At 68.5% G+C, this 22,183-nt stretch carries 18 protein-coding genes and 1 pseudogene; 14 read left to right on the forward strand and 5 right to left on the reverse strand.

The window, feature by feature from the left end; all coding sequences use genetic code 11:
• The first annotated feature begins 11 nt into the window (after positions 1 to 11).
• The 6 genes and pseudogenes from B141_RS0102820 to B141_RS0102845 all read left to right on the forward strand — a co-directional run bounded on the left by B141_RS0102820 (position 12) and on the right by B141_RS0102845 (position 7,429).
• The gene (locus B141_RS0102820; protein WP_020573652.1) at positions 12 to 854 is read left to right on the forward strand and encodes a protein phosphatase 2C domain-containing protein; all 843 of its coding nucleotides are present in this window, start codon (positions 12 to 14) and stop codon (positions 852 to 854) included.
• 81 nt (positions 855 to 935) lie between these two features.
• A pseudogene (locus tag B141_RS51190) lies at positions 936 to 1,400 on the forward strand (DUF5946 family protein).
• Positions 1,401 to 1,671: 271 nt separating this feature from the next.
• Complete coding sequence (locus B141_RS0102830) at positions 1,672 to 1,929, forward strand: hypothetical protein (protein WP_169512895.1); 258 nt, start codon at positions 1,672 to 1,674, stop codon at positions 1,927 to 1,929.
• Between the two features lie 348 nt (positions 1,930 to 2,277).
• Complete coding sequence (locus B141_RS0102835; protein ID WP_026256851.1) at positions 2,278 to 3,249, forward strand: ABC transporter ATP-binding protein; 972 nt, start codon at positions 2,278 to 2,280, stop codon at positions 3,247 to 3,249.
• A gap of 64 nt (positions 3,250 to 3,313) precedes the next feature.
• Positions 3,314 to 4,669 carry an ABC transporter permease gene (locus tag B141_RS0102840; RefSeq protein WP_020573656.1) on the forward strand — a complete coding sequence of 452 codons (1,356 nt, stop codon included), beginning with the start codon at positions 3,314 to 3,316 and terminating at the stop codon, positions 4,667 to 4,669.
• A 3-nt stretch (positions 4,670 to 4,672) separates the two neighbouring features.
• The gene (locus B141_RS0102845) at positions 4,673 to 7,429 is read left to right on the forward strand and encodes a bifunctional YncE family protein/alkaline phosphatase family protein (protein ID WP_020573657.1); all 2,757 of its coding nucleotides are present in this window, start codon (positions 4,673 to 4,675) and stop codon (positions 7,427 to 7,429) included.
• 209 nt (positions 7,430 to 7,638) lie between these two features.
• On the opposite strand, the gene B141_RS0102850 is transcribed toward B141_RS0102845, so the two are convergent.
• Complete coding sequence (locus B141_RS0102850) at positions 7,639 to 8,262, reverse strand: TetR/AcrR family transcriptional regulator (protein WP_020573658.1); 624 nt, start codon at positions 8,260 to 8,262, stop codon at positions 7,639 to 7,641.
• 126 nt (positions 8,263 to 8,388) lie between these two features.
• Between B141_RS0102850 and B141_RS0102855 the strand changes: the two genes are divergently transcribed.
• On the forward strand, positions 8,389 to 8,766 hold the full coding sequence (locus tag B141_RS0102855) for an ester cyclase (protein WP_020573659.1): 378 nt from the start codon (positions 8,389 to 8,391) through the stop codon (positions 8,764 to 8,766).
• A gap of 57 nt (positions 8,767 to 8,823) precedes the next feature.
• On the opposite strand, the gene B141_RS0102860 is transcribed toward B141_RS0102855, so the two are convergent.
• The 3 genes from B141_RS0102860 to B141_RS0102870 form a co-directional block, all read right to left on the reverse strand.
• The gene (locus tag B141_RS0102860) at positions 8,824 to 9,198 is read right to left on the reverse strand and encodes a VOC family protein (RefSeq protein ID WP_040420413.1); all 375 of its coding nucleotides are present in this window, start codon (positions 9,196 to 9,198) and stop codon (positions 8,824 to 8,826) included.
• Positions 9,199 to 9,261: 63 nt separating this feature from the next.
• On the reverse strand, positions 9,262 to 9,690 hold the full coding sequence (locus B141_RS0102865) for a PPOX class F420-dependent oxidoreductase (RefSeq protein WP_020573661.1): 429 nt from the start codon (positions 9,688 to 9,690) through the stop codon (positions 9,262 to 9,264).
• 174 nt (positions 9,691 to 9,864) lie between these two features.
• On the reverse strand, positions 9,865 to 12,816 hold the full coding sequence (locus tag B141_RS0102870; protein ID WP_157180766.1) for a tetratricopeptide repeat protein: 2,952 nt from the start codon (positions 12,814 to 12,816) through the stop codon (positions 9,865 to 9,867).
• A 366-nt stretch (positions 12,817 to 13,182) separates the two neighbouring features.
• Between B141_RS0102870 and B141_RS0102875 the strand changes: the two genes are divergently transcribed.
• From B141_RS0102875 to B141_RS45225, 3 genes are read left to right on the forward strand one after another with little or no spacing between them, the layout of a single operon-like run.
• Positions 13,183 to 14,730: an Hsp70 family protein gene (locus tag B141_RS0102875; protein WP_020573663.1), complete on the forward strand. Its 1,548-nt coding sequence runs from the start codon at positions 13,183 to 13,185 to the stop codon at positions 14,728 to 14,730.
• Between the two features lie 8 nt (positions 14,731 to 14,738).
• Positions 14,739 to 15,836, forward strand: a complete 1,098-nt coding sequence (locus B141_RS0102880; RefSeq protein WP_026256853.1) for a tetratricopeptide repeat protein — start codon at positions 14,739 to 14,741, stop codon at positions 15,834 to 15,836.
• A gap of 2 nt (positions 15,837 to 15,838) precedes the next feature.
• A complete protein-coding gene (locus B141_RS45225; protein WP_020573664.1) occupies positions 15,839 to 16,321 on the forward strand; it encodes a nucleotide exchange factor GrpE in 483 nt (160 codons plus the stop codon).
• A gap of 30 nt (positions 16,322 to 16,351) precedes the next feature.
• Here the strand turns inward: B141_RS45225 and yaaA are convergent, their stop codons facing one another.
• The gene (gene yaaA, locus B141_RS0102890) at positions 16,352 to 17,152 is read right to left on the reverse strand and encodes a peroxide stress protein YaaA (protein ID WP_020573665.1); all 801 of its coding nucleotides are present in this window, start codon (positions 17,150 to 17,152) and stop codon (positions 16,352 to 16,354) included.
• 142 nt (positions 17,153 to 17,294) lie between these two features.
• Here yaaA and B141_RS0102895 point away from each other — a divergent pair, with 142 nt between their 5' ends.
• From B141_RS0102895 to B141_RS0102910, 4 genes are all read left to right on the forward strand, one after another.
• Complete coding sequence (locus B141_RS0102895) at positions 17,295 to 18,530, forward strand: hypothetical protein (protein WP_020573666.1); 1,236 nt, start codon at positions 17,295 to 17,297, stop codon at positions 18,528 to 18,530.
• Positions 18,531 to 18,636: 106 nt separating this feature from the next.
• Positions 18,637 to 20,607: a threonine--tRNA ligase gene (thrS, locus tag B141_RS0102900; protein ID WP_020573667.1), complete on the forward strand. Its 1,971-nt coding sequence runs from the start codon at positions 18,637 to 18,639 to the stop codon at positions 20,605 to 20,607.
• Between the two features lie 7 nt (positions 20,608 to 20,614).
• Positions 20,615 to 21,520, forward strand: coding sequence for a carbohydrate kinase family protein (locus tag B141_RS38625; protein ID WP_020573668.1), 906 nt, complete (start codon positions 20,615 to 20,617; stop codon positions 21,518 to 21,520).
• 57 nt (positions 21,521 to 21,577) lie between these two features.
• Positions 21,578 to 22,120: an HIT domain-containing protein gene (locus B141_RS0102910; protein WP_020573669.1), complete on the forward strand. Its 543-nt coding sequence runs from the start codon at positions 21,578 to 21,580 to the stop codon at positions 22,118 to 22,120.
• The last annotated feature ends 63 nt before the right edge of the window (positions 22,121 to 22,183 follow it).

Genomic DNA, 22,183 nt, shown 5'->3' on the forward strand with positions numbered 1-22,183 from the left:
AGGCCTCAGGTATGCAGGTGGCGGTGGCAAGCGTGGCGGCGAGGCCGGACCGGGTGAATGAGGACTTCTTCGGCACGGTGCCGACGGCCGCGGTGCTCCTCGATGGCGCTGGCATGTCCGGCATCGAGTCGATCTGCTCGCATGGCGTTGCGTGGTACACCGGCCGGCTTGGAGGAGAACTCCTCGGCCGCTTGTGGCTTGATCCTGATCAGGACCTTCCGACTCTGCTTGCCCAGGCCATCGAGCGCGTAGCCGATGCCCACCGAAACACCTGCGACCTCGCCAACCCGCGCAGTCCGTCTGCGACAGTTGCCATTCTGCGCCTATGCGGCGGCCGCGCTGACTACCTCGTACTCGGCGATTCTGTCCTCATACTTGATCAGGTCCAAGGTAAACCTCTCATCGTCGATGATCGCCGCGAGGAAATGGTCCGCCGGCGTTACCGCCCCGCGTTCGATGCCGCTAAGGAGGGCAGTGCGGAGTACGACCGAGCCCTCAGTGACTACATCGCTGGACTGCGGGCCAACCGCAACCAGCCCGGTGGCTTCTGGCTGGCCAAGGGTGATCCACGGGCAGCGCTCGAAGCCATCACAGGAAGCTGCCGGATCTCAGACCTCGCGGGCGCTGCGTTACTCAGCAACGGAGCCAGCCGGATCGTAGATCGGTTCGGGCTCGCCGACTGGCCTGAGGTTCTGACGCTCCTTCGGGCACACGGACCAGCCGAGATCATCCGTCGCGTTCGCGAAGCCGAGATGGGCGGCCCAAACGGCGCTTCCCTGCCAAGGGCCCTCGACCCGGATGATGCGACGATCGCCCACTGCATGGCCCTGGCAGATGGTCTGCCTGGTACGTGATTTAGTTGGTACGGAGATGAATGGACTCGCCCGGCTTCCGAGGGGGCATTTGGTCGGCACGCCGATCGGGAAGGCCTTCACATGACCCGTTGCCCCGAATGCGGCGCGGCTCTGCCATCACTCTCGTGTGACGAGCTGTTCCAGGTCCTGCTCGCACTCGACCACTCCCGGCAGGAGCCTTGAGGGCCGTTGCACGCCGTCTCGGTCTCCTGCTTCCTGCTCCAGCATCCGGCCCGTCTTCCGGCATCAGGTGCCGACAGGCCCCGGGCCATCCTGCACACCTATTTGCGTGACGGTTTGCCCGCGGTCACCCAGCTGACCAACCGAGCCCGCCGGGCCAACTCGCATCGCAACAATGCCTCTGCACATCGCGGATCTTCCATGACCGCTGAGCCCGTGCCGCCGGCGCCGCCCGGACCACCGCCCAGCAGGTTTGCTGTCACCATCGCGGATGTGGCCCAGGGTGGTGACTTCGGTGCCGACGGCTTTCCTGAACGCGTCACAGCGTGGGCAGCGGCGACCGTCCGCGCCTGGCGTAACCTCTAAAGCTCCTTGCCTATCAATGAGTAGTCGCCACGTTAGCTGAACCCGCGCTCATGCGATTATGCGATTTACGTCGGTCGGCTCGGAATAGGGTTTCGGTTCATTCTTCAGGCCACCGGCTCGCTTACTTGGTGCTATCGAGGTTACGGAAAATTACCTTTTGGAGGACCTTGGAGTGGGCTCTTTCGGGCGGGGTTTTGTCGGTGGTCGCCGATAGTGTTCCGGTCATGGAGATCACGACCGGCTCCCCGCCCACGCACCTGTGCTGGGCTTGATGGGTGCGGTCGATTCCATGCTCGACGACATCTTGGGGTTGCCCACCTGGTCGTGTACGGACACTGATCTCGCCGAAGCGGTGGAGCTGGCGCAAAAGCTGGCCGCGAAGGTTGAAGCGGTTCGGCTCCGATCCATTCACGACGTTGACGCGCATGAGCACAACGCGGCGAGGCGCCGCCTGGGCATCAGAGACGGCGACAAGGAACTTCTGACGCGGGACACTAGGACTCCTAAGCCCTTTGTCATTGGCGAATAGTCGCAGCATCTCCTGGACGAGGCGGGCCCTCGCCGTCTGCGGTCTGAGCGCGATGGATGCTGGGGCCGAAGCATGCCTCGCATCGCCCACATCCGCGTAGGCAAACACGCGAGCTACGTGACCCTCGGTAGCACGCGTGGCTGAATGTGACCGCGACTTTTGGCTGCCGCCGAAACGGTCGAAGAATCTCTCGCATTACAAGGGTTTTTGATCAGCTGCGTTGACCAAGTGTGGCCACACACCGCCTGGTCGGTCGCGCTTTTCCGAACGTTTGCCTACAAGTCTTGCCAAGGTAAAGCAAGATCCTTACATTCATTTTGGTTTGCCTACAACGTAAAGGTGCCCGAGATGAATAGAACGAACGCAGTTCGGGCACGGGGGGTCAGGAAGTCCTTTGGTGAAGTGGTCGCACTCGACGGTGTCGACCTGGATGTCGAAAGCGGCCAGGTGCACGGCTTGGTCGGCCCGAACGGTGCGGGCAAGACGACGCTCCTCGGTCTGCTGTTGGGCCTTGCGGTCGCGGATAGCGGCCGCCTCGAGATCCTCGGTACGCCGGTCGGGCGGGTGCTTGCCGTTCCCGACGGTGTCGCGGGCTTCGTGGACGGGCCCGGGCTCTATCCCTCGCTTACCGCGCGGCAGAACCTCTCCGCCCTGGCCTTACTGCGCGAGCAAAACGCGGTGGGCACTGGCGGCGTCGATGAAGCGCTCGAGCAGGTGGGGCTCACCGATGTCGCTGACGACCGGGTCCGGGGCTTCTCGCTGGGTATGCGGCAGCGGCTCGGGCTGGCCGCGGCGCTGCTCACCAAGCCGCGACTGCTCGTGCTCGACGAGCCGGCCAACGGTCTTGACCCTGCCGGCAAACACCACGTGCACCGCGTCATCACTGAGCTCGCCGCGGACGGGACGGCGGTGGTCCTCTCCAGCCACCACATGGACGAGCTCGCGGTGCTGTGCTCCGAGGTCACCATCCTCGCCACCGGGCGGGTCGTCTTCACCGGCCCGGTGAGAAAGCTCGCCGCCGAGAGCGGCGAGCTCGACTACCGGCTGCTCACGTCGGACCCGGCGGCTGCCCGCGGGGTGGCGTCAGAGACGCCTGGTCTCCGTGTGCTGTCCGATCGCGGCTCAGGTGAACGGCTCGACGCCGACGTGCTCGTCGTCCGCGGTCCGGTGCCGGCCCTCGACGAGTTGGTGGTGCGGCTGGTGCGGGCCGGCGTTGCGGTACGGGAGCTGGGACCTGTGGTGGCGCCGCTGGAGGCCGCGTTCCTGGCATTGACCGGCACCGACACGGTGCCCGGGCAGAACATGGAGGTCCTGACGTGACCGAGCGAAGCGAGGGAGCCGACAAGCACAGCACCTCGGTCATGAGGCCGACGAAGGAGGCCTCATGACCGCGACCGTCGCGCCACCCCAGGTCAGGGCACGGCCGGTGCCAGTGATGCACGGCTACCGGTTCGAGCTGGTCAAGCTGCTCTCCCAGTGGCGGATCCGCGTACTGCTCGGGGCGTGCTGGATCGCGCCCGCGCTCTTCGTCGCCGCGGTGAGCCTGCAGAGCTCACTGCCCGCCGACACGGTTTTCGGCCGCTTGATGCACACGACCGGCTGGGCGGGGTCGCTGGTGGTGCTGGGTTTCTCGGGCACGTGGGCGCTCCCGCTGCTGACGGCGCTGGTCGCCGGCGACGTCTTCGCCATCGAGGACCGGCTGGGCACCTGGCGCCACCTCCTGGTGGCGATGCGTTCGCCGAGCCGGATCTTCGCGGCGAAAGGCCTTGCCAGTCTCACCGTGCTGCTGCTGCTGGTGGTCGGGCTGGCCGCCTCAAGCGTCGCCGGGGGCCTGGCCGTGGTCGGCAACCGCCCGCTCGTCGGCCTGGACGGCCATATCCTCGCCCCGACGGACGCGGCCGCAACGGCTCTGCTCGCGTGGGCGTGCGTACTGGCGCCGACGCTGGCATTCGCCGCCGTCGGGCTGCTCGGCTCGGTCGCGCTGGGGCGCTCGCCGATGGGGCTGCTGATGCCCGCGCTTCTCGCCTTCACGCTGCAGCTGGCGCAGATGCTTCCGCTGCCGGTCGCGGTGCGGCTGGCCCTGCCAAGCCACGCTTTCCTTGCCTGGCGTGGGCTGTTCACTAGTCCGGCGCAGACGGGCCCGCTCCTCATCGGTCTCGCGGTCAGCCTGGCGTGGGCGGTGACCGCCACCGCGCTCGCGTACAGGCTGTTCCTGCGCAGGGACTTCACCGACGTGACGTACGACGGATCGGGCCGCCGTGTCCTGGTGGCGGGAGTGGCCCCGCTGGTTGGCCTGGTCGTCCTCACGGTCGTGGTGGTCGGCGGCACGACGCCGGCCAGGGGGTCGGGGATCGAGCGGGCCAAGCTGCAGGACTCGCTCGCCACGGCGTTCGCCCATCTCTACCGGCTGCAGGCTCGAGAGCTCCGCCGGCCCGACGTCACCGAGGCGCAGCTGAGAGCCAGCGCGTCCTGTGACAAGGGTGGCAGCCGGGTGGTCGACGAGGGGCCCGGCAACGACTGGCGCTGCGTCGTCTCCTGGCACCTGCCCGGAGTGGACGCCGTGGGCACCGCCATCTACCAGCTCGACGTCACCGCGGACGGGCGGTACGTCGCCGACGGGGACGGGCCGAAGGAGGTGAACGGCTACTTCCAGGTGCGCACCCCGACCGGTGACGCACCTAATCCCCTGTGGCAGTTCGACGGGAACGTCGACCTGCTCGTCAGCAGTCGGAAGGGATGACGCATGCACGTCACGCGCCAGCGCCGACGCGCCCCGGGGGCCCGTCTCGGGCTCCTCGGCCGACGCGCCGGCCACCGGATCCGCATCCTCGCGGCCGGCACTGCCGCTCTCGCTCTCGCCGGCGGGGGCATCGCCGCCGCTTCGACCGAGTTTTTCGGCACCGACCAAGTAGGTCAGACCACCGACAAGGGACTGGTCGTGTCCAGCGACCAGTACGTCAACCCGATCGGCGAGCGCCTCGTCATCAACAACGGCAAGATCATGTCGTCCTCGGTCAGCCCGGACGGCACCCACCTCGCGGCCTCGGTCACCGACGGTGGGATGGCGCTCGCCATCGTGGACCTCAGGAACTCGAAGGTGCAGCAGCTCGTCGGCAACAACGCGGCGGCGGATCTGCGTATCAGCGGCAACGACGTGGGCCAGGAAGGCCCCACGTACTCGCCCGACGGTTCGCAGCTGTGGCTGGGCCAGGCCGACGGCTACCGCAGGTTCACCGTGAACCCGGACGGCTCCCTCGCCAACCCGACGTTCGTCCGGATCGCGGCGGACGGGCCCAGGCGCGCGCTGGTGGCTGAGGCGGTGTTCTCGCCCGACGGCTCCACCGTGTACTCCGCCGTCAACGGCCAGAACCGCGTGGTCGCCATCGACGCGGAGACCGGGGCCATCGAGCAGAGCTGGGCCGTGGGCAACGCCCCACGTGACATGGCCCAGGTCGGGACCAAGCTCTATGTCAGCAACGAGGGCGGGCGGAAGGCGAAGCCCGGCGACGCCACGCTCAACTCCTACAACACCCAGGTGCCGGCCGACCCGGTGACCGCTGCCACCACCACCGGCACGGTCAGCGTCATCGACCTGGCGAACCCGGCTGCCGATGCCACGAGCATCGACGTTGGTCTGCACCCGACCGCCATGTACGCCAAGGACGGGGCGCTGTTCGTCACCAACACCGCCAGCAACGACGTGTCGGTCATCGACACGACCAGCGACAAGGTTGTCCAGACCATCGCCACCCAACCGTGGCCAGAGGCCTCGGTGGGCTACGCGCCCGGGGCGGTGACGCTCACCGACGACGGTCACCTGCTGGTGACGCTCGGCCGCGCCAACGCGGTTGCCGTCTACCGGTACACGACCCCGCTGGAGCCGGTCAGCTACCTCGGCCTGCTCCCGACGGACTACTACCCCGCCGAGATCACCACCATCGGCAACGACGTACTGGTCTCCAACACCCGCGGTATCGACGCCCGTCGCCCTAACAACCCCCGCGGGCACGGCACCCACGACACGACGTCGAGCCTGCAGCGGTTCAGGCTGCCGAAGGACAACGCGATCAACGGCTACACGGCCAAGGTCTTCAAGCAGAACGGCTGGATCGCCAACTCGGTCCAGTTCAGCACTGGCAAGGGCGACGTCGCGCCGGTGCCGGTCCCGCAGCGGATCGGTGACCCGTCGACGATCAAGCACGTCTTCCTGATCGTCAAGGAGAACCGGACCTACGACCAGGTCTTCGGCGACGACCCGCGCGGCAACGGCGACCCGTCGCTGGCCCAGTACGGCGAGAACGTGACGCCGAACATGCACGCGCTGGCGCGTCAGTTCGGGCTGTACGACAACGTCTACGACGTCGGTACGAACTCCGCCGAGGGTCACAACTGGCTCATGCAGGCCGACAACCCGGAATACACCGAGTCCACGGCCGGTGAGTACATCCGCAGCTACGACACCGAAGACGACGCTCTCGGCCACCAGCGGACCGGCTTCATCTGGACCGGCGCGCAGGCGGCCGGAAAGACCGTGCGCAACTTCGGCGAGTTCCACCAGTTCCTGACCAAGCCCGCCGGTGCGACCTGGCAGAACCTGTACTGCGACACCAAGAACATGGCGGCGACCGGGCAGGACACCGCCTACCCGATGAAGTCGAGCTCGCCGATCCCGTCGCTCAACGCGGTGTCCGTACCCGGCTTCCCGAAGTACGACGTCAGCGTCCCGGACATCTACAGGTACGAGATCTGGAAGCGTGACTTCGAGAAGAACGGGCCGGCGAACCTCAACATGTTCTGGCTCTCCAGCGACCACACCGGTGGTCCCCCGAACGGGGCCGCTCAGGTCGCGGACAACGACCTCGCGACCGGCAAGATCGTGGACGCGATCTCGCACAGCCCGTACTGGAAGGAATCCGCGATCTTCGTGGTCGAGGACGACTCCCAGAACGGCATCGACCACGTCGACGGCCACCGTGGCCCGATCCAGATCATCAGCCCCTGGGCCAAGCACGGCACCGTCGACAGCCACTACTACACGCAGATCACGATGATCCGGACCATCGAGCAGATCCTCGGGATCCACCCGATGAACCAGAAGGACAGCGCGGCCAGTCCGATGCGTGCGGCGTTCAACGACACGCCTGACTACACACCGTTCAACGCCGTGCCGAACCGCACCCCGCTGACCTTGGGTCTGTCGACCCCGCCGCCCTGTGGCCTGGACACACCGGCGGCACAGAACCCGAAGGCCGCGGCCGCGCCGACTGGAAAGGTGCCGGCGGACAAGAAGGAGATCGCGGCGAAGTGGGAGGCATGGAAAGCGCAGAAGCACCTCGACGGGACCCTCGGCAGGGTCGACGCCGTCAATCCCGTACAGATGAACCATTTCTCGTGGTACGAGGCGCACGAGTGGGAGAAGCCCTACCCGGGTGAAACCAAGATCTACGCGCCGAACCAGGTGCCGGGCGCCTACCTCCCGCCGACGGACTCCGACGGCTGAGCTCCGCACAACCCACCTGACGGCCCGCCGGGATTCCCGGCGGGCCGCCTGCCCACAGTTCCTGTCCTGCCTTCAGTCGCCGGTCAATGGCAGGGGACCGCGCTCGACAGCCAAACCAACCCCATGACGGAACGAGCAAGGGTTAAACAACAAGCTAAGGGTTGTCGTCCGTCGGATCGTGGATCCCCGGTGTTCGGTGCGGGTCCTGCTTACCGGGGCTGGGGTCGTAGGCCGTCGAGGATGAGCTGGGCGATGTGTGCTGAGCGTTTGCGGCTGGTCTCTGCGTTGGCGTGGCGGATCGCGGCGAAGGCCCCGGCGACGAGTGCCATCAGCTCCTCGACGGTGAGGTCGTGGCGCACGGCGCCGGCGGCGTGCGCGCGATCAAGCAAGTCTCCGACATGGCGGGTGAGGTCCGCTGCGACGTCCGGGGCCGCGGTGCGCAAGTCGAACTCGGCGGCCACGAGCGCGCTCTTCACAGCCGCGTTCTCGGCGCCCGTAGCCATCATTCGGGATAGCAGCGTGAAGAGGGCTGCGGGACCGCCGGTGGCGGCGAGAACCTCCGCCTGCGCCACCAGCTGCTTGAACTGATCGACCGCGACGGCGAGATACAGCGCTTCCTTGGTGGGGAAGTGCCGGTGGACGGTGCCGGGGCCAACACCCGCGCGGCGGGCGATCTCGTCGAGCGAGACGCCAAGGCCGTCCTTGGCGAACAGCTGCTGTGCGGTCCGCAGGACCCGCTCGCGATTGCGGCGTGCGTCAGCTCGCAGCCCCCGGTCACTGCCGTGAGCTGCCGGCGGCTGCGCTGGTGCGGGCTTACGCGGTTGGCTGGACATGTCGGTATCAGCATAACCGGGGCGTCGCACCGGATACAGTTGCCATTGTAACCGGGGCGACGCACCGATTACGGGGCCACGTCGCTCATCCTGACCCGATCCACCAGCCACGAGGAGGTCACGCCGATGACCACACGCGTCGCCGCGAACGCTGCCCTGGTGCAGCGGATGCAGGAGTGTTTCAACACCCGACAGTTCGACCAAGCAGACGATCTGTTCACCCCCGACTTCTTCAGCCACCCGCTTGGCACCACTGGGTTCGAGGCCGGCAAGGACGCCTGGCGCAAGGTCGTTGCCCAGTTTCCCGACATGTGCGTCGTCGCCGAGGACATTCTCGTGGACGGCGACAAGGTCGCCGTCCGCTCCTACGTCGAGGGGATGACCCCGGACGGTGACGCGCGGCCCATGCTGATCGAGATCTTCCGCGTCGACGACGGCCGGCTCGCGGAGATGTGGGGGATCAGCGAAGGGCCGCAGAAGAGTGCTCTTGAGCTGGGACAGTAGGGCTGCTCGTTACCGCCGACCTCGATCCACTGACCGCCCCGCGCGAAACCACGAACGCTAAAGGCCGCGCTCGAGGGCGCTCCGCTCGACGCAGAACTCGTTGCCTTCCGGGTCGAGCAAGGTGACCCAGCCCATTCCTTCGGCGGTGCGGTGGTCCTCGTACAGCTTCGCGCCTAGGCCGATTGTGCGCTCGACCTCTTCGTCGCGGGTCCGCTCGGTGGGCATCCAGTCGAAGTGGATGCGGTTCTTCACCGTCTTGCCTTCGGGCACCCGGATGAACAGCATCCCGGGCACCGGTGAAGGAGCCTCGACGAGGACCTCGGAGTCGCCCGGCGCATCCTCGCCAGACACGGGCCATCCGGTGACTGCGCTCCAGAACGTCGCGAGTTGGTAGGGGTCTGCACAGTCGATGGTCACGTGGCGAAGAATCATGACGCGGAGCCTAATGGGCCGCGCCATGGCGCCGGCTCGCGGCAGCGCGACGAAGCTCCGGCGTCAACTCTCCGCCGGGATCTGGTGGATCGACCGCCGTGGTTCGTACCACCGCTCGCCGACTGGTTCACCAGCCATGTTCCAGCTCCACGAGATGGTCGGAGTGATGCGCATGTAAAGGCCCGGCCCGACCATGCCGGTCCGCTCGATCGGTTGGCCGGCTCGGCCGTAGATCCGGATACAGCGTGCTATGAACGGGTCGAAGGACACCAGGTCGTCGATGACGAGCGCGACCTTCTGGCGCCCGGCCCGGACGTTGCGGAACTTCCGGGTGTGGGCGACCGTCGGGCCCGTACCCCCGACCCAGAAGTACGTTCCGTCGTACTCGAAGGCGAGCGGGACCACGTCGGGTTGCCCGCCGCCGGAAAGCGTCGCCACGCGCGCGACCGGTTGGGATCGCAGGTAGGCGACTTCCGCATCGGTGAACGACATGCGGCAGCTCCTCGTGAGGCATCTGGGCGGGGCGCTGAGCGGGCCCGCGCCGGGACCCGCTCGTCCATACCCCGGCACGGACAGCGTTCTCACCATCCATACGAACGCCGCCCGCCCAGATCGACACACGAAGGGCGGGACCGCAGTGCGGATTCCCTGCCGGAGCCCTGACGGTCAGCCGCCCTGGTCAGCGTCGGCGCTGGACTTGGCGGCCAGCGGAGCCGTCTCCGGTGCGCTCGCGTCGACAGGCAGGGGTTGCGCCTGCTGGGTGGTCACCGCGTCCCCCTGACCAGTCATCAACATCCGAAGGTTGTCGGAGGCGACCGGCATGATGTCGACGTACCCCGCGTCGATCGCCCGGTGGAAGGCCGCGCGGGCGCCCGCCACGTCATCCTGCTTGGCGAGCAGGACACCGAGGTTGACCGACGCCATCGGCACGACTTCCTTGTGGCCTGAGTCGACGGCGCGTTGGTATGCCGCCCGCGCGCCCATCAGGTCGCCCTGTTCGTTCAGGAGCATCCCGAGGTTGAGTAACGCGCGCGGCGCGACGTCGGAGTGGCCCGAGTCGATGGCGCGTTGGTATGCCGCCTTCGCACCAGGAACGTCGTCCATCCGCGCCAGGAGTACACCAAGGTTGTTCGCCGCCATTGGTGCCACCTCCCTGTGCCCGGAGTCGATGGCCCGCTGGTACGCGGCCTTGGCGTCGGACACCTCGTCCTGTTGGGCGAGGAGTACGCCGAGGTTGTTCGCGGCTCGCGGCGCGACATCCCGATGGTCGGAGTCGATCGCCTGCTGGTAGGCGGACCGCGCACCGTGGAGGTCGCCGTTCTCCTTCAGCAGCGAGCCGCGGTGAAGTGCCGCCATCGGCACGATGTCGGAGTCGCCGGAGGCGATGGCGCGCTGGTACGCCGCCTCCGCCCCGGCAACGTCGCCCTGCTCGGCGAGGAGCACGCCGAGGTTGAGGGCCGCGGTGGGTACGACCTCAGGCTGGCCGGAGTCGACGGCCCGCTGGTACGCCGCCCGGGCGCGGACCAGGTCGCCGCGTTCTTTCAGGAGCAACCCGAGGTTGAGGGACGCTCGGGGTACGGCGTCGGAGTCACCGGAGTCGACGGCTCGCTGGTAGGCCGCCTGGGCGCGGACCAGGTCGCCGCGTTCCTTCAGCAGCGTGCCGAGGTTCAGTGCGGCGGTGGGTACCACCTCGGGGTGCCCGGAGTCAGCGGCCCGCTGGTAGGCCACCTCCGCGCCAGCGACGTCGCCCTGCTCGCGCAGCAGGGTGCCCAGGTTGAGGGACGCTCGGGGTACGACGTCGGTGTGTCCGGAGTCTGCGGCGCGTTGGTAGGCGGAGCGGGCTCCGGCGATGTCGCCTTGTTCGCGTAGGAGTGAGCCGAGGCTGAGTGCGGCTCGGGGCGCGACGTCGGTGTGTCCGGAGTCTGCGGCGCGTTGGTAGGCGGAGCGGGCTCCGGCGATGTCGCCTTGTTCGCGTAGGAGTGAGCCGAGGCTGAGTGCGGCTCGGGGCGCGACGTCGGTGTGTCCGGAGTCTGCGGCGCGTTGGTAGGCGGAGCGGGCCCCGGGGATGTCGCCCCGCTCGCGGAGCAGTTGCCCCAGGTGCAGGGTCGCCCGTGGTGCCTGCACCGCGTGGTCAGCGGAGACGACCTTACGGAACGCGCTCTCGGCGGCGTCGGGGTTGTCGCTCACGCAGGCACCGAGACCGATCTCGAACGCGTCCTGGGCTGGTACGGCGGCGATCAGCTCCCGCCACATCGCGTCGAGGACCGGTCCGGCCAGCTCGCTTCCGGGGCTCTCCTCGACGGCGACGGCATGGTCGAACACCTCGAACGTTCCGGGCGCGGATCCCGGCCGGAGGAGCGCGACGCCTGAGTCGACCGGCTCCTTCGCCCACGCCATGCCCGCTTCGAAGAGTTCGGTGGTCGGGTCGAGGTCGATCCGTACCCGCCGCAGGTACAGCGGATAAAGACTGCGGAGTTCGGACTCGGTAATAGGACGGTTGAGCCCGGCCCGGCGGGCGTCAACCGCGGCTTGCGCGATCGTGTAGCCCGCGGGCTCGGCCTCCCGACCGGCCTGGAACTTCTCGACCAGCTGCTCGCCGCCGACGAGTGCCTCGGCGAGGCTCGCCAGGATCCGCTCCTGCGGGTAGAGCTGTTCGGCCTCGGCGCGCTCGGAGCGGGTGAGCTCGAAGTCCAGCGGGACCCGCGTGGCCCGCCGCAGCGCCGCCCTCGCGGTCGCCGCGACGTCGCTGCGGCTGCCGGTGATCTGGTCCCAGCGACCTTCGGTCATCGTGGCGACGAGGACCGCCCGGTCGGACGCGAGATCGAGGACGTCGGTCGACAGGAAGGTCAGCTCGGCGGCGGTCGCGTCGTCCAGCCAGACCACCCAGGGCAGGCGTTCACCCGACCGCGGCTCAGAACGCAGCTGCTCCGCGAGCTGTTCGCCGTTCTCGGGAATGACGACGCTCGGATCCCGGCTGCCGAAGGCCGTCCGGACCGCCTCGAGGGCCGTCCGAGACTTGCCCGCCTTGGACGCACCGACCACGACCACGAAAGGGTACGGCGGCCCGCCGGTGGTGAGGAGCGTGGCGAGCCGGCTGTCGGTGGCCGGCCGCTTCACGTAGGGCGTGTGTCCGCGCAGCGTGTAGCGCGTGGGAGTCGGGCCGAGCGCGACGTCGGCGAGTTCGGAGAGCCGGGGGAGGTTGGTACGCGGAGCCTCCTGGCTCGTCCGGCTCGAGTCCGTCCAGGACCGCTGGTCGCGGGGCGCTGCCGACTGGCCGGAGTCAGTCCGCCGCTCCGGTTGGTCGCCCTGGCCGGGGGTTCGTTGTCCCTGCTGCCGGCTCTGCTCCTGCTGGCGCTGCTCGTGCTGCTGGCGTTGCTCAGCCTCACGTTCGGCGCGCTGCCCCTTGGGCTCGAAGAGCCAGCCCAGCCCGGCGACCGCGAACGCGGCCAGCGCGAGGAGGAACAACCCACCAACGAGTCGCCGCGCCGAACCCGCCGTGACAGTCTCGGTCAGTGCCGCCAAGGCGAGCACGAGCAGGCCGAATATCGCCAGCGAGCGCGTCCACCCCCGGCCGCGAGGCGCGGCCGGCTTCGTCGAGTCATCCTGCCCCCCCGCCACAAACCCACCCCCCTGGGTCCCCAGTCGAGGTCAGCTGGAGGACCTCGTTCAGCGTAAGCACATGTATGGCCCGCTTTTCAGAACTTCCATCGACAATCGGAAACCCGCTCCACCTAAAGCGGGCCGGGTACTTCCGGACGAGGCGAATGCCGCGTTTTTCTCTCACAGGCCTGCGATCTGGGGTGATGCCCTGCCAACCAGGAGGTTCCCGGCCGCAGCTTCCCGAAAAGGTGTGGACTCCACCGGCCCCGTCCTGACGCCCGCCGGCCGCCACGCCGGGACCGGTGCGGGCGCCAGATTGGTGAGCGTTCGGCTACCTTGTGTCGGTCGGCGTAGATGTCGTCGTACGGCGGAGGGACGCAGGGCGTGGGGCACACCATCGGGATCGACCTCGGCACCACCTTCTCCGCGGCAGCGCGGGTCAACGAGCTGGGCAAGCCGGAGATCGTCGTCAACCGCGACGGCGAGCGCCTCACCCCTTCGGTGGTGCTCTTCCAGGACGAGCTACCGATCGTGGGGACGATGGCCAAGCGCTCGGCGGCCACCGCACCGCTCGACGTCGTGCAGTTCGTGAAGCGGTCGATGGGCGACCCGACCTGGAAGTTCGAGACGTCCGGCGGCACGTCGTACCGCCCGGAGGAGATCTCCGCGATCATCCTGAAGCGGATCAAGGACGACGTGGAGCTTGCCCTCGGCGACGAGGTCACCGACGCCGTGATCACGGTGCCGGCGTACTTCGACGACGCGCCGCGCCGCGCGACGATGGACGCCGGCCGGATCGCCGGTCTCAACGTGCGGCGGGTGCTCAACGAGCCGACCGCGGCGGCCCTGGCGTACGGCATCGAGACCGAGGTCAGCGGCAACGTCCTCGTCTACGACCTTGGTGGCGGCACCTTCGACGTGACGATCATGCGGGTCGAGGGCGGTGAGTTCGACGTCCTCGCCACGCATGGCGACCGCAACCTCGGTGGGTTCGACTTCGACAACGCGCTGATGCGCCTGCTCGACGAACGCTTCCAGGCGGCGGGCGGGCCGAGCCTCCTCGACAATCCCGAGACCGAGGCCGACCTGCGAGAGAAGGCGGAGATCGCCAAGCGCAGCCTGACGACGGTCGAGCAGACCCGGGTGGTGCTCGCGACCGCGGGCACGACGAAGGTCCTACCGTTGACCAGGGCGGAGTTCGAGGACGTCACGTCGAGTCTGCGGAGCCGCACCCGGGACGTCGCCGAGATGGTGGTGGGTGACGCCGGCCTGGACTGGTCCAAGATCAGCCACATCCTGCTCGCCGGCGGATCGACCCGGATGCCGATGATCCGCACGATGATCGAGCAGGTCGCGGGGCGGGAGGTCGTACGCACCGTCAACCCCGATGAGGTGGTGGCGCTGGGCGCGGCCATCCAGGCGCATCTGGTCGACGTCGAGGCCGGCGAAGGGTCGGGGGAGTCCCACCTGCCGGTGCTGGCGTCCGCGATCACCAGGCCACGGATCCGCGACGTGACCTCGCAGGGCCTGGGCGCCATCGCGGTCCGCCGGGGTGGCGGGTCGGACGACGACGTGGAGAACGTCGTGATCATCCCGGCCAACACCAAGATCCCGGCCAAGCGTTCCCAGGTCTTCGAGACGATCCAGGACAACCAGGCCAAGCTCAAGGTCGAGGTCACCCAGGGCGACGACGATGACCCGGCGTACGTCCGGGCGATCGGCGAGCAGACGTTCGACATTCCCGCGTATCCCGCGGGCGCGCCGTTCGAGGTCGTCTACGCCTACGACATCGACCAGACCGTCTTCATCGAGGTGCACGACAAGACGGCGGGAAAGCCGATCGGAACCTTCGAGGTCCGCAACGTCGCGACCATGGACGAGGCAGCGGTGGTCGACGCGACTGACCGGGTTCGCGTACTCGACATCAGCTGACGCCGGCCATGACCGTCGACTACTACGAACTCCTCGAGGTCGCCCCGAGGGCGGCACCGGAGGAGATCCGCGCGGCGATCACCCGGCAACGGCGGATCTGGGTACGCCGGCAGTCCAGCCCGGATCCGGAGCGGCGTACGCACGCGGAGCAGCGGGTGCGCGACATCGACGCCGCCGAAAGGACGCTGCTCGATCCCGCGGCGCGGCGGGCCTATGACGACCGGCGGGCGCGGGAACGCCGCTCGGGTGCACAGCCCTCGGCGTCGTCGCAGTCGCCGGGCGGGTCGCCGACACGGTCTCCGGCGTCTTCGCGTCCTCCTGCGTCGTCGAGTCCTTCCGGGCCGGCGGCCTCAGGTGGCGGATGGGGCTCAGGACGTTCCGGCTCTTCCGGGTCCGGAACCCCCGATCCTGTGGGCGCTGGTCCCCGCGGTGTGCCCCGGCACGATGACCTGGACGATCACCTCGATCGGGCGGAACGCTATTTCCAGCAGGGCCGCTGGCGCCTGGCCGAGGCGGAGTTCGAATACGTTCTCCAGCGCTCGCCCGATCACCTGGGGGCCACGACCGGGCTGGGCGCCGTCCACGCGGCATCCGGTCGCGTCAAGGAAGGCTTGGCAGTCCTCGAGCAGGCGGTGGCCGACCACCCGGACGACGAGGACGTCAAGCTCGCGTTGGCAACGGCGCTCTACGAGACGGCGATCGCCGGACTCAGTGAGGTCGGTTCCCACCAGAGATCCCGGCCGATCATCCTGTCGCGCCGGCAGCTGCGGCTTGTCAAGGATCACTTGCGCCGGCTGCGGCGGCTCGGGCTGTCAGACGGCCACACCAGGATGTACGTCGAGGAGCTCAAGGACCTGCTCGCCGAGGCACGAAAGGCGGTGTGGGTCCGGAGTGGACACCTGCGCTACTACGCGATTCCGTTCATCGGCGCGGTTGTCATGGCGTTCCTCACCGACTTCCCGGCGTTCCGGGTGATGGGGTACTTCTGGATGGCGGTGATCGCGGGCGTTTATGTCGTACGCCATCGTCAACCCGGCTGGAAGTATCACCGCAGGGAGACCGGCTCGCGCGGGCGGGCGAGAACGCTGTTCAGGAAAGGGCTCTAGCGATGACCGAGACGTCGGCCGACGTTGCCCAGCTGGCCGAGGAGGTGGCGCAACTGCGCGATCTCTTCCAGCGCCGGCTTCTTGAAGACCAGTCCCGCCAGGGGATGTACGACGAGCTGTACCGCCAGCTGAGGTTCGCCCAGCAGGGACTCGCCGAGCAGTTCATCGCGCCGATGGCCCGGGAGATCCTCCTGGTGGTCGACCGGGTCGACGCGCTGGCCGCGCACCTCGCCAGCGGCGACACGGACGTGCTGGAGTCGGTGCGGGCGGAGCTCCTGGAGGTGCTGCATCGGCGGGGGCTGCGCGAGGTGGATGCGACGGGGCTGGACTTCGATCCCCGGGTGCACGAGGCGGTCGCGAGGGTTCCGGTGACCTCACCTGAGGACGTCGGTCGGGTCGTCGAGGTGCGGCGGCCGGGGTACGCGCTGGAGGATCGGCTGCTGCGTCCGGCCCAGGTCGGCGTCGGCTATCTCGCCCAGGAATGAGGACTGGCGCGATCCCGGCCGGGTGACCGGTCAGAGTTCGGTGACGATGAGGTCGAGCTGGACTGGCCGGTCGCCGCGCGACGGATGCGATTCCACCGTGTATTTCAGGTCCTGGAGGACCTCGACGAGTGCGGCCGGTGAGGACGGCCGGGCGCCTGACGTCAGCAGGTCGCGCACCAGCCGGCCCTTGGTCGCCTTGTTGAAATGACTTACGACGCTGCGTTTGAGAACGCCGTTGACCTCGCGTTCGTGAAGGACGCGAACCACCGCGGTACGCCGCGCCACCTCGCCACGGGGCGGCGTCCACATCGTGACGTACGCCGAGGAGCGAAGGTCCAGCACGAGTCCCTTCCTGGCGACCTCCGCCAGTACCTCGGGCATCGCCGTACGCCAGTACGCGCCGAGGGCGCCGACTCCGGGCAGGGTGCTGCCGACGGGGCAGCGGTACGCCGGGATCCGGTCGCCGAGCCGCACCGCACCCCAGAGTCCGGAGAACACGAGGATGGCCCGATCAGCGCGCCGGCGGGCGGGTGTGCTCAGCGAGGCCAGGTCCAGCGCGTCGTACAGCACACCCGTGTAGAGCTTCCGGGCGGGCATCGCGGGCGTGTCCCGCACTCGCGCGTTGCGCGCGATCTCCTCGGCCTGGGTGGGGCCGAGGCCGAGCACCTCGCGGGCCTGGTCGCTGGCCGGCTCCGCGCACAGCGCCACGAGGGATTCGAGAACCCGGGCGCGGGCGGGAGTGAGTGCCGGAAGCGAGAGACCGCTCAGGTCGACCGGCCGGCCAGACTTCGGCGTGGCCTTGCCCTCCGAGGGTGGGAGAAGGATGTGCACAGCGACGAATCCTCACAGGCCGCGACTCCCGGCGACTGTCCGGGGCGGCAGGCCATCACGGTATGAACGGGAACCGCCCGTTTCGTCCATGCGTCGATCTTCACGCCCCGGGAGGTCAGGAGGGGCCGAGAGGGGAGGCGTCGTGCGCGACCACTACGGGCGGCGGCGGTTGGCAGTGGCGGTGAGCCCGGCCAGGCCCGCGCGGGGCCGAGCCCGCACGGTCCGGGACCTCGTCGCTCTGATGCTGGCGGCGCTCATGCTCGCCGCGTGTACGGGAGAGACGGTGCCGGCGCCCCGATCCACCGGCCCGTCCGGCGCTCTCTACGGCCAGGTGATCGCGGCTGACGGCGGCCCCGCGACTGACGCCGAGGTCCGGATGTTCCAGATGACCCGAGACGACAAGGTCCGCACCGGCGTGGCGGTCTTCTCGCTCGGACTCTTCTGCCTGGCGCCCGGATTCTGCCCTACGCCCGTCAACGCCAAGGTCTCCTCGCAGGGGGCGTACAGCTTCCCGACGAGGGTGATGAAGGAGACGCGCGACCTCACTGTGACGGCGACCGAGCCGTCGAGCGACGACGACACAAGCGCCATGAGTACGAGCGTCAGCTTCGTGCGCCGGTCCGCGCCGCAGCGGGCACCCGATCTCGTCCTCTGGCAGCCGCGGGTGGAGGTTGAGACCAGCGGCGAGCGAGCCAGCGTCAGCTGGTCGCGACTGGGCGATGCGCCGCACGGTCCGAGGATCACCTACACGGTCGGCGTCCGGCGCAAGAGCAGTGGCAGCGGCGAGCTTCAACAGCTGGGCGCCCAGTCCACTCGCACCACGTCGTCGTTCGATCTGCGCCCGTACGAAGACGAGCCGACGGAACTCATCGTGGCGGCGGGCACGAAGGCGTCGGTCGATGGTGAGGAGGTCGAGCTCGCCTACCGATCGGCAGGCCACGATCTGCCGCTCGGGACAGCGCCGCCGTCCCGAGAGCGACCGTGCCTGGTCGATGACCCAGACGGTGGGTTACGGCCGGCGAAGGCTCCGTGTCCCCTGACCGACGGCGAGTTCGACAACCACGCGGAGGTGCTCGCTCCGGGTGAGTGTTCGGTCGACACCCGCACCTGCGAGGCCACCTCGCACCGCCGGCTCTGCGTCGACCTTGGTACGCCGCGGCAAGTCAGCCTGATCGTGTTCCGAACGCCGTTCACCTTGGGGTCAGATGAGATACGTGCGGAGGTTTCCCGCGATGGGCGCCACTTCGTCACGGTGGGAGCGGGTCAGAACGACCAGGAGATCGTGCCGATCGAGGTGAAGCCCCAGCGCACGGCACGGATCGTCTGCCTGCGCGGTTCGTTCAGCGGGAACCTGTTTCAGGAGCTTTCGGTCTGGTGACCCGCTTCCCGCCCGCCGGGTCAGCTCACCGCACAGGGGAGCATGGCCGGTCGCTACGATCGGCGGGTCAGCACTGTCATCCGTGCCCAGGTCAAGGGAGCCCCCAGTGTCCGAGATGATCGTCACCGTCGTCCGCACCGGCGAGCGTGCCGAGCGTGGGGTGACGACGGGTACGACAGCCGGGGAGCTGTTCCAGGGCGACCGGGCCGTGATCGCGGCGCGGGTCAACGGCGAGCTGCGTGACCTGGCGTGGGCGTTGTCGGACGCCGACGAGGTGGAGCCGATCGCGATCGACTCCGAGGACGGCCGGGCGATCCTGCGGCACTCGACCGCGCACGTGCTGGCCCAGGCTGTCCAGGAGCTGTTCCCCGAGGCGAAGCTCGGCATCGGCCCGCCGGTGGAGAACGGCTTCTACTACGACTTCGACGTACCCAAGCCGTTCCACCCCGACGATCTCGAACGCCTCGAGACCCGGATGCGGCAGATCATCAAGGAACGCCAGCGGTTCTCCCGCCGGGTCGTCACCGACGACGAGGCTCGGGCGGAGCTGGCCGACGAGCCGTACAAACTGGAGTTGATCGGCCTCAAGAGCCAGGCGACTGGCGCCGCCGAGGGTGCGAGCGTCGAGGTCGGCGGGGGAGAGCTGACGATCTACGACAATCTCCGCGGTGACGAGCTCGCGTGGAAGGACCTCTGCCGCGGGCCGCATCTGCCCACGACCCGGCACATCCCGGCGTTCAAGCTGATGCGGGTCGCCGCGGCGTACTGGCGGGGCAGTGAAAAGAACCCCCAGCTGCAGCGCATCTACGGCACCGCCTGGGAGAGCAAGGACGCCCTGAAGGCGTACCTCGAGATGCTTGCCGAGGCCGAACGCCGCGACCACCGCCGGCTCGGTGTCGAGCTGGACCTCTTCAGCTTCCCCGAGGAGATCGGCTCGGGCCTCGCGGTGTGGCACCCGAAGGGCGGCATCATCCGGCGGGTCATGGAGGAGTACTCCCGCCGCCGGCACGAGGAGGCGGGCTATGAGTTCGTCTACACCCCGCACCTGAGCAAGGAGGGGTTGTTCCAGACCTCGGGCCACCTGGATTGGTACGCCGACGGGATGTACCCCCCGATGGAGCTCGACGAGGGCCATCGCTACTACATGAAGCCGATGAACTGCCCGATGCACGTGATGATCTACCGCTCCCGCGGTCGGTCCTATCGCGAGCTGCCGCTGCGGCTGTTCGAGTTCGGCACGGTCTACCGCTATGAGAAGTCCGGCGTGGTGCACGGCCTGACGAGGGCGCGCGGCTTCACCCAGGACGACGCGCACATCTTCTGTACGCCTGACCAGCTGCAGGACGAGCTGTCGTCGTTGCTGGGGTTCGTTGTCGGGCTGCTGCGTGACTACGGGCTGGAGGACTTCACCGCTGACCTGTCGACCAGGCCGGAGAAGTTCGTCGGCGAGATCGAGGAGTGGAACACCGCCGAGGCCGCGCTCGAGGAGTCGCTGAAGCGGGCCGACATCCCCTACACGATCGCTGAGGGGGAGGGCGCGTTCTACGCCCCGAAGATCGACATCCACGTCAAGGACGCGATCGGGCGCAGGTGGCAGTTGTCGACGCTGCAGGTCGACTTCCAGCTGCCCGGGCGGTTCGACATCGAGTACCAATCCGCCGACGGCACCCGGCAGCGGCCGTACATGATCCACCGGGCGCTGTTCGGGTCCGAGGAGCGGTTCTTCGGCATCCTGCTCGAGCACTACGCCGGTGCGTTCCCTCCCTGGCTCGCGCCGGTGCAGGTGGTCGCGATCCCGATCGCCGAACGCCACGAGGCCTACCTCGAGCAGGTGGCGGCGAAGCTGCGGGAGCGCGGGATCCGGGTCGAGGTCGACCGTTCCGACGACCGGATGCAGAAGAAGATCCGGAACGCCCAGACGCACAAGATCCCGTACATGCTGCTCGCCGGCGACCGGGACATCGAGGAAGGCGCGGTGTCCTTCCGGTACCGCTCCGGCGAACAGAAGAACGGCGTACCCGTCGATGACGCGGTTGCGGAGATCGCGGACGCCGTCGCCCGCCGGATCCAGATCTGACCCGACGGTGGCTCGGATCGCGATCGTCGGGCACACGAACGTCGAGACGACGGTGGCGGCCGATCACCTCGACACCACGGTCTCCGACAGTTTCCACGACCACGCACTCTCGACCTCGGTCTCCGGCGTTGGCGTCAACGTCGCCTTGGCGCTACGCGGGCTCGGTAACGAGGTGCGGTTCGCCACGGTGATCGGTCGCGACGCGCTCGGGTCGATGTGTGTGGCGGACCTCGCGGCGCGCGGCCTGGACCCGTCGTTCGTGGTGCGAGGTACGCCCGCGACCGCGCAGTCGCTCAGCCGGTTCGAGGCCGACGGCTCGCGGCGCAACCTGGTGGATCTCAAGGATGTGCAGCGCACGGCGTACCCCGATGACCTGGTGCCGGCGTTGTTCGACGGCGTGGACCTCGCGGTGATCTGCAACATCGGGTACGGCCGCCCACTGCTCCCGGTCGCGCGGGCGCATGGCATCCCGATCGCCACCGACGTACACGCCGTGAGCGGGCTCTCCGACTCCTACAACCAGGACTGGTTCGCCGCCGCGGACGTGTTGTTCGCCTCCCATGAACGCCTCGATCTCGGGCCCCGGCCGTTCGTCAAGGAGATCTTGACGAGGTACTCACCCTCGGTGGTGGCGCTGGGCATGGGCGCGGACGGTGCGCTGCTGGGCGTACGTGGCGAGGAGGCGGTGCGGGTTCCGGCCGTTCGTACCCGCCCGGTCGTCAACACCCTGGGCGCTGGTGACGCGTTGTTCAGCGCGTACGTCGACGGGTGGGCCAGGGGGCTCGAGCCGCTGCCGGCGTTGCGCCGGGGCAGCGTCTTCGCGTCGTGGAAGATCGGGGAGTCAGGTGGCGCGACCGGCTTCCTCGACCTTGCGAGCCTCGAATCCCTGGCCGCCGCCCACCTGACGGGATGAGCGAACGTCAGTACGTCCAGTCCAAGGGTCGCGACGCGGATCCGTAAGATCGAGCGCGTGGACGAACCCGTACGCCAGAGTGGCGCGGGGAGTCCGGACGCGTTCGAACGCCTCTGGACCCCTCACCGGATGGCCTACATCCTGGGCGAGAACAAACCCAGCGGACCTGGCGACGAGGGCTGTCCCTTCTGCGAGATCCCCCAGCGATCCGATGAGGATGGCCTTGTCGTGACTCGGGGGAAGTATGCGTACGTCGTCCTCAACCTTTACCCCTACAACCCCGGGCACCTGATGGTGTGCCCGTACCGCCACGTCGCCGACTACCCCGATCTCACCGGGGAGGAGACGCTGGAGGTGGGGGAGTTGACCAAGCAGGCGATGACCGCCCTCCGTACCGCCTCCGGTGCGCACGGGTTCAACATCGGCATCAACCAGGGGCCGGTTGCGGGCGCCGGCATCGCCGCGCACCTCCACCAGCACGTGGTTCCGCGGTGGAGCGGTGACACCAACTTCATGCCGGTGATCGGCCGGACGAAGGTCCTGCCGCAGCTTCTCCGCGACACCCGCGAGCTGCTGGCCGGAGCGTGGCCGGCGGACTGAGCCGGTCCTGAAGAGGACGACATCATCAAGATGATCTTGACCGATCGGCGGCCCTGAGCCGAG

This window comes from Actinopolymorpha alba DSM 45243, from assembly GCF_000373925.1.
In the GTDB taxonomy this organism is placed as follows: Bacteria; Actinomycetota; Actinomycetes; order Propionibacteriales; family Actinopolymorphaceae; genus Actinopolymorpha; species Actinopolymorpha alba.

Excerpts from the sequence above, each read along its gene's own strand:
- B141_RS0102880 (WP_026256853.1), top strand. The coding sequence starts at position 14,739 with ATGACCGTCGACTACTACGAACTCCTCGAGGTCGCCCCGAGGGCGGCA.
- B141_RS0102835 (WP_026256851.1), top strand. The coding sequence starts at position 2,278 with ATGAATAGAACGAACGCAGTTCGGGCACGGGGGGTCAGGAAGTCCTTT.
- B141_RS0102865 (WP_020573661.1), bottom strand. The coding sequence starts at position 9,690 with ATGTCGTTCACCGATGCGGAAGTCGCCTACCTGCGATCCCAACCGGTC.
- B141_RS0102830 (WP_169512895.1), top strand. The coding sequence starts at position 1,672 with ATGGGTGCGGTCGATTCCATGCTCGACGACATCTTGGGGTTGCCCACC.
- B141_RS45225 (WP_020573664.1), top strand. The coding sequence starts at position 15,839 with ATGACCGAGACGTCGGCCGACGTTGCCCAGCTGGCCGAGGAGGTGGCG.
- B141_RS0102820 (WP_020573652.1), top strand. The coding sequence starts at position 12 with ATGCAGGTGGCGGTGGCAAGCGTGGCGGCGAGGCCGGACCGGGTGAAT.
- B141_RS0102860 (WP_040420413.1), bottom strand. The coding sequence starts at position 9,198 with ATGATTCTTCGCCACGTGACCATCGACTGTGCAGACCCCTACCAACTC.
- B141_RS0102840 (WP_020573656.1), top strand. The coding sequence starts at position 3,314 with ATGACCGCGACCGTCGCGCCACCCCAGGTCAGGGCACGGCCGGTGCCA.
- B141_RS0102855 (WP_020573659.1), top strand. The coding sequence starts at position 8,389 with ATGACCACACGCGTCGCCGCGAACGCTGCCCTGGTGCAGCGGATGCAG.
- B141_RS0102845 (WP_020573657.1), top strand. The coding sequence starts at position 4,673 with ATGCACGTCACGCGCCAGCGCCGACGCGCCCCGGGGGCCCGTCTCGGG.
- B141_RS0102850 (WP_020573658.1), bottom strand. The coding sequence starts at position 8,262 with ATGTCCAGCCAACCGCGTAAGCCCGCACCAGCGCAGCCGCCGGCAGCT.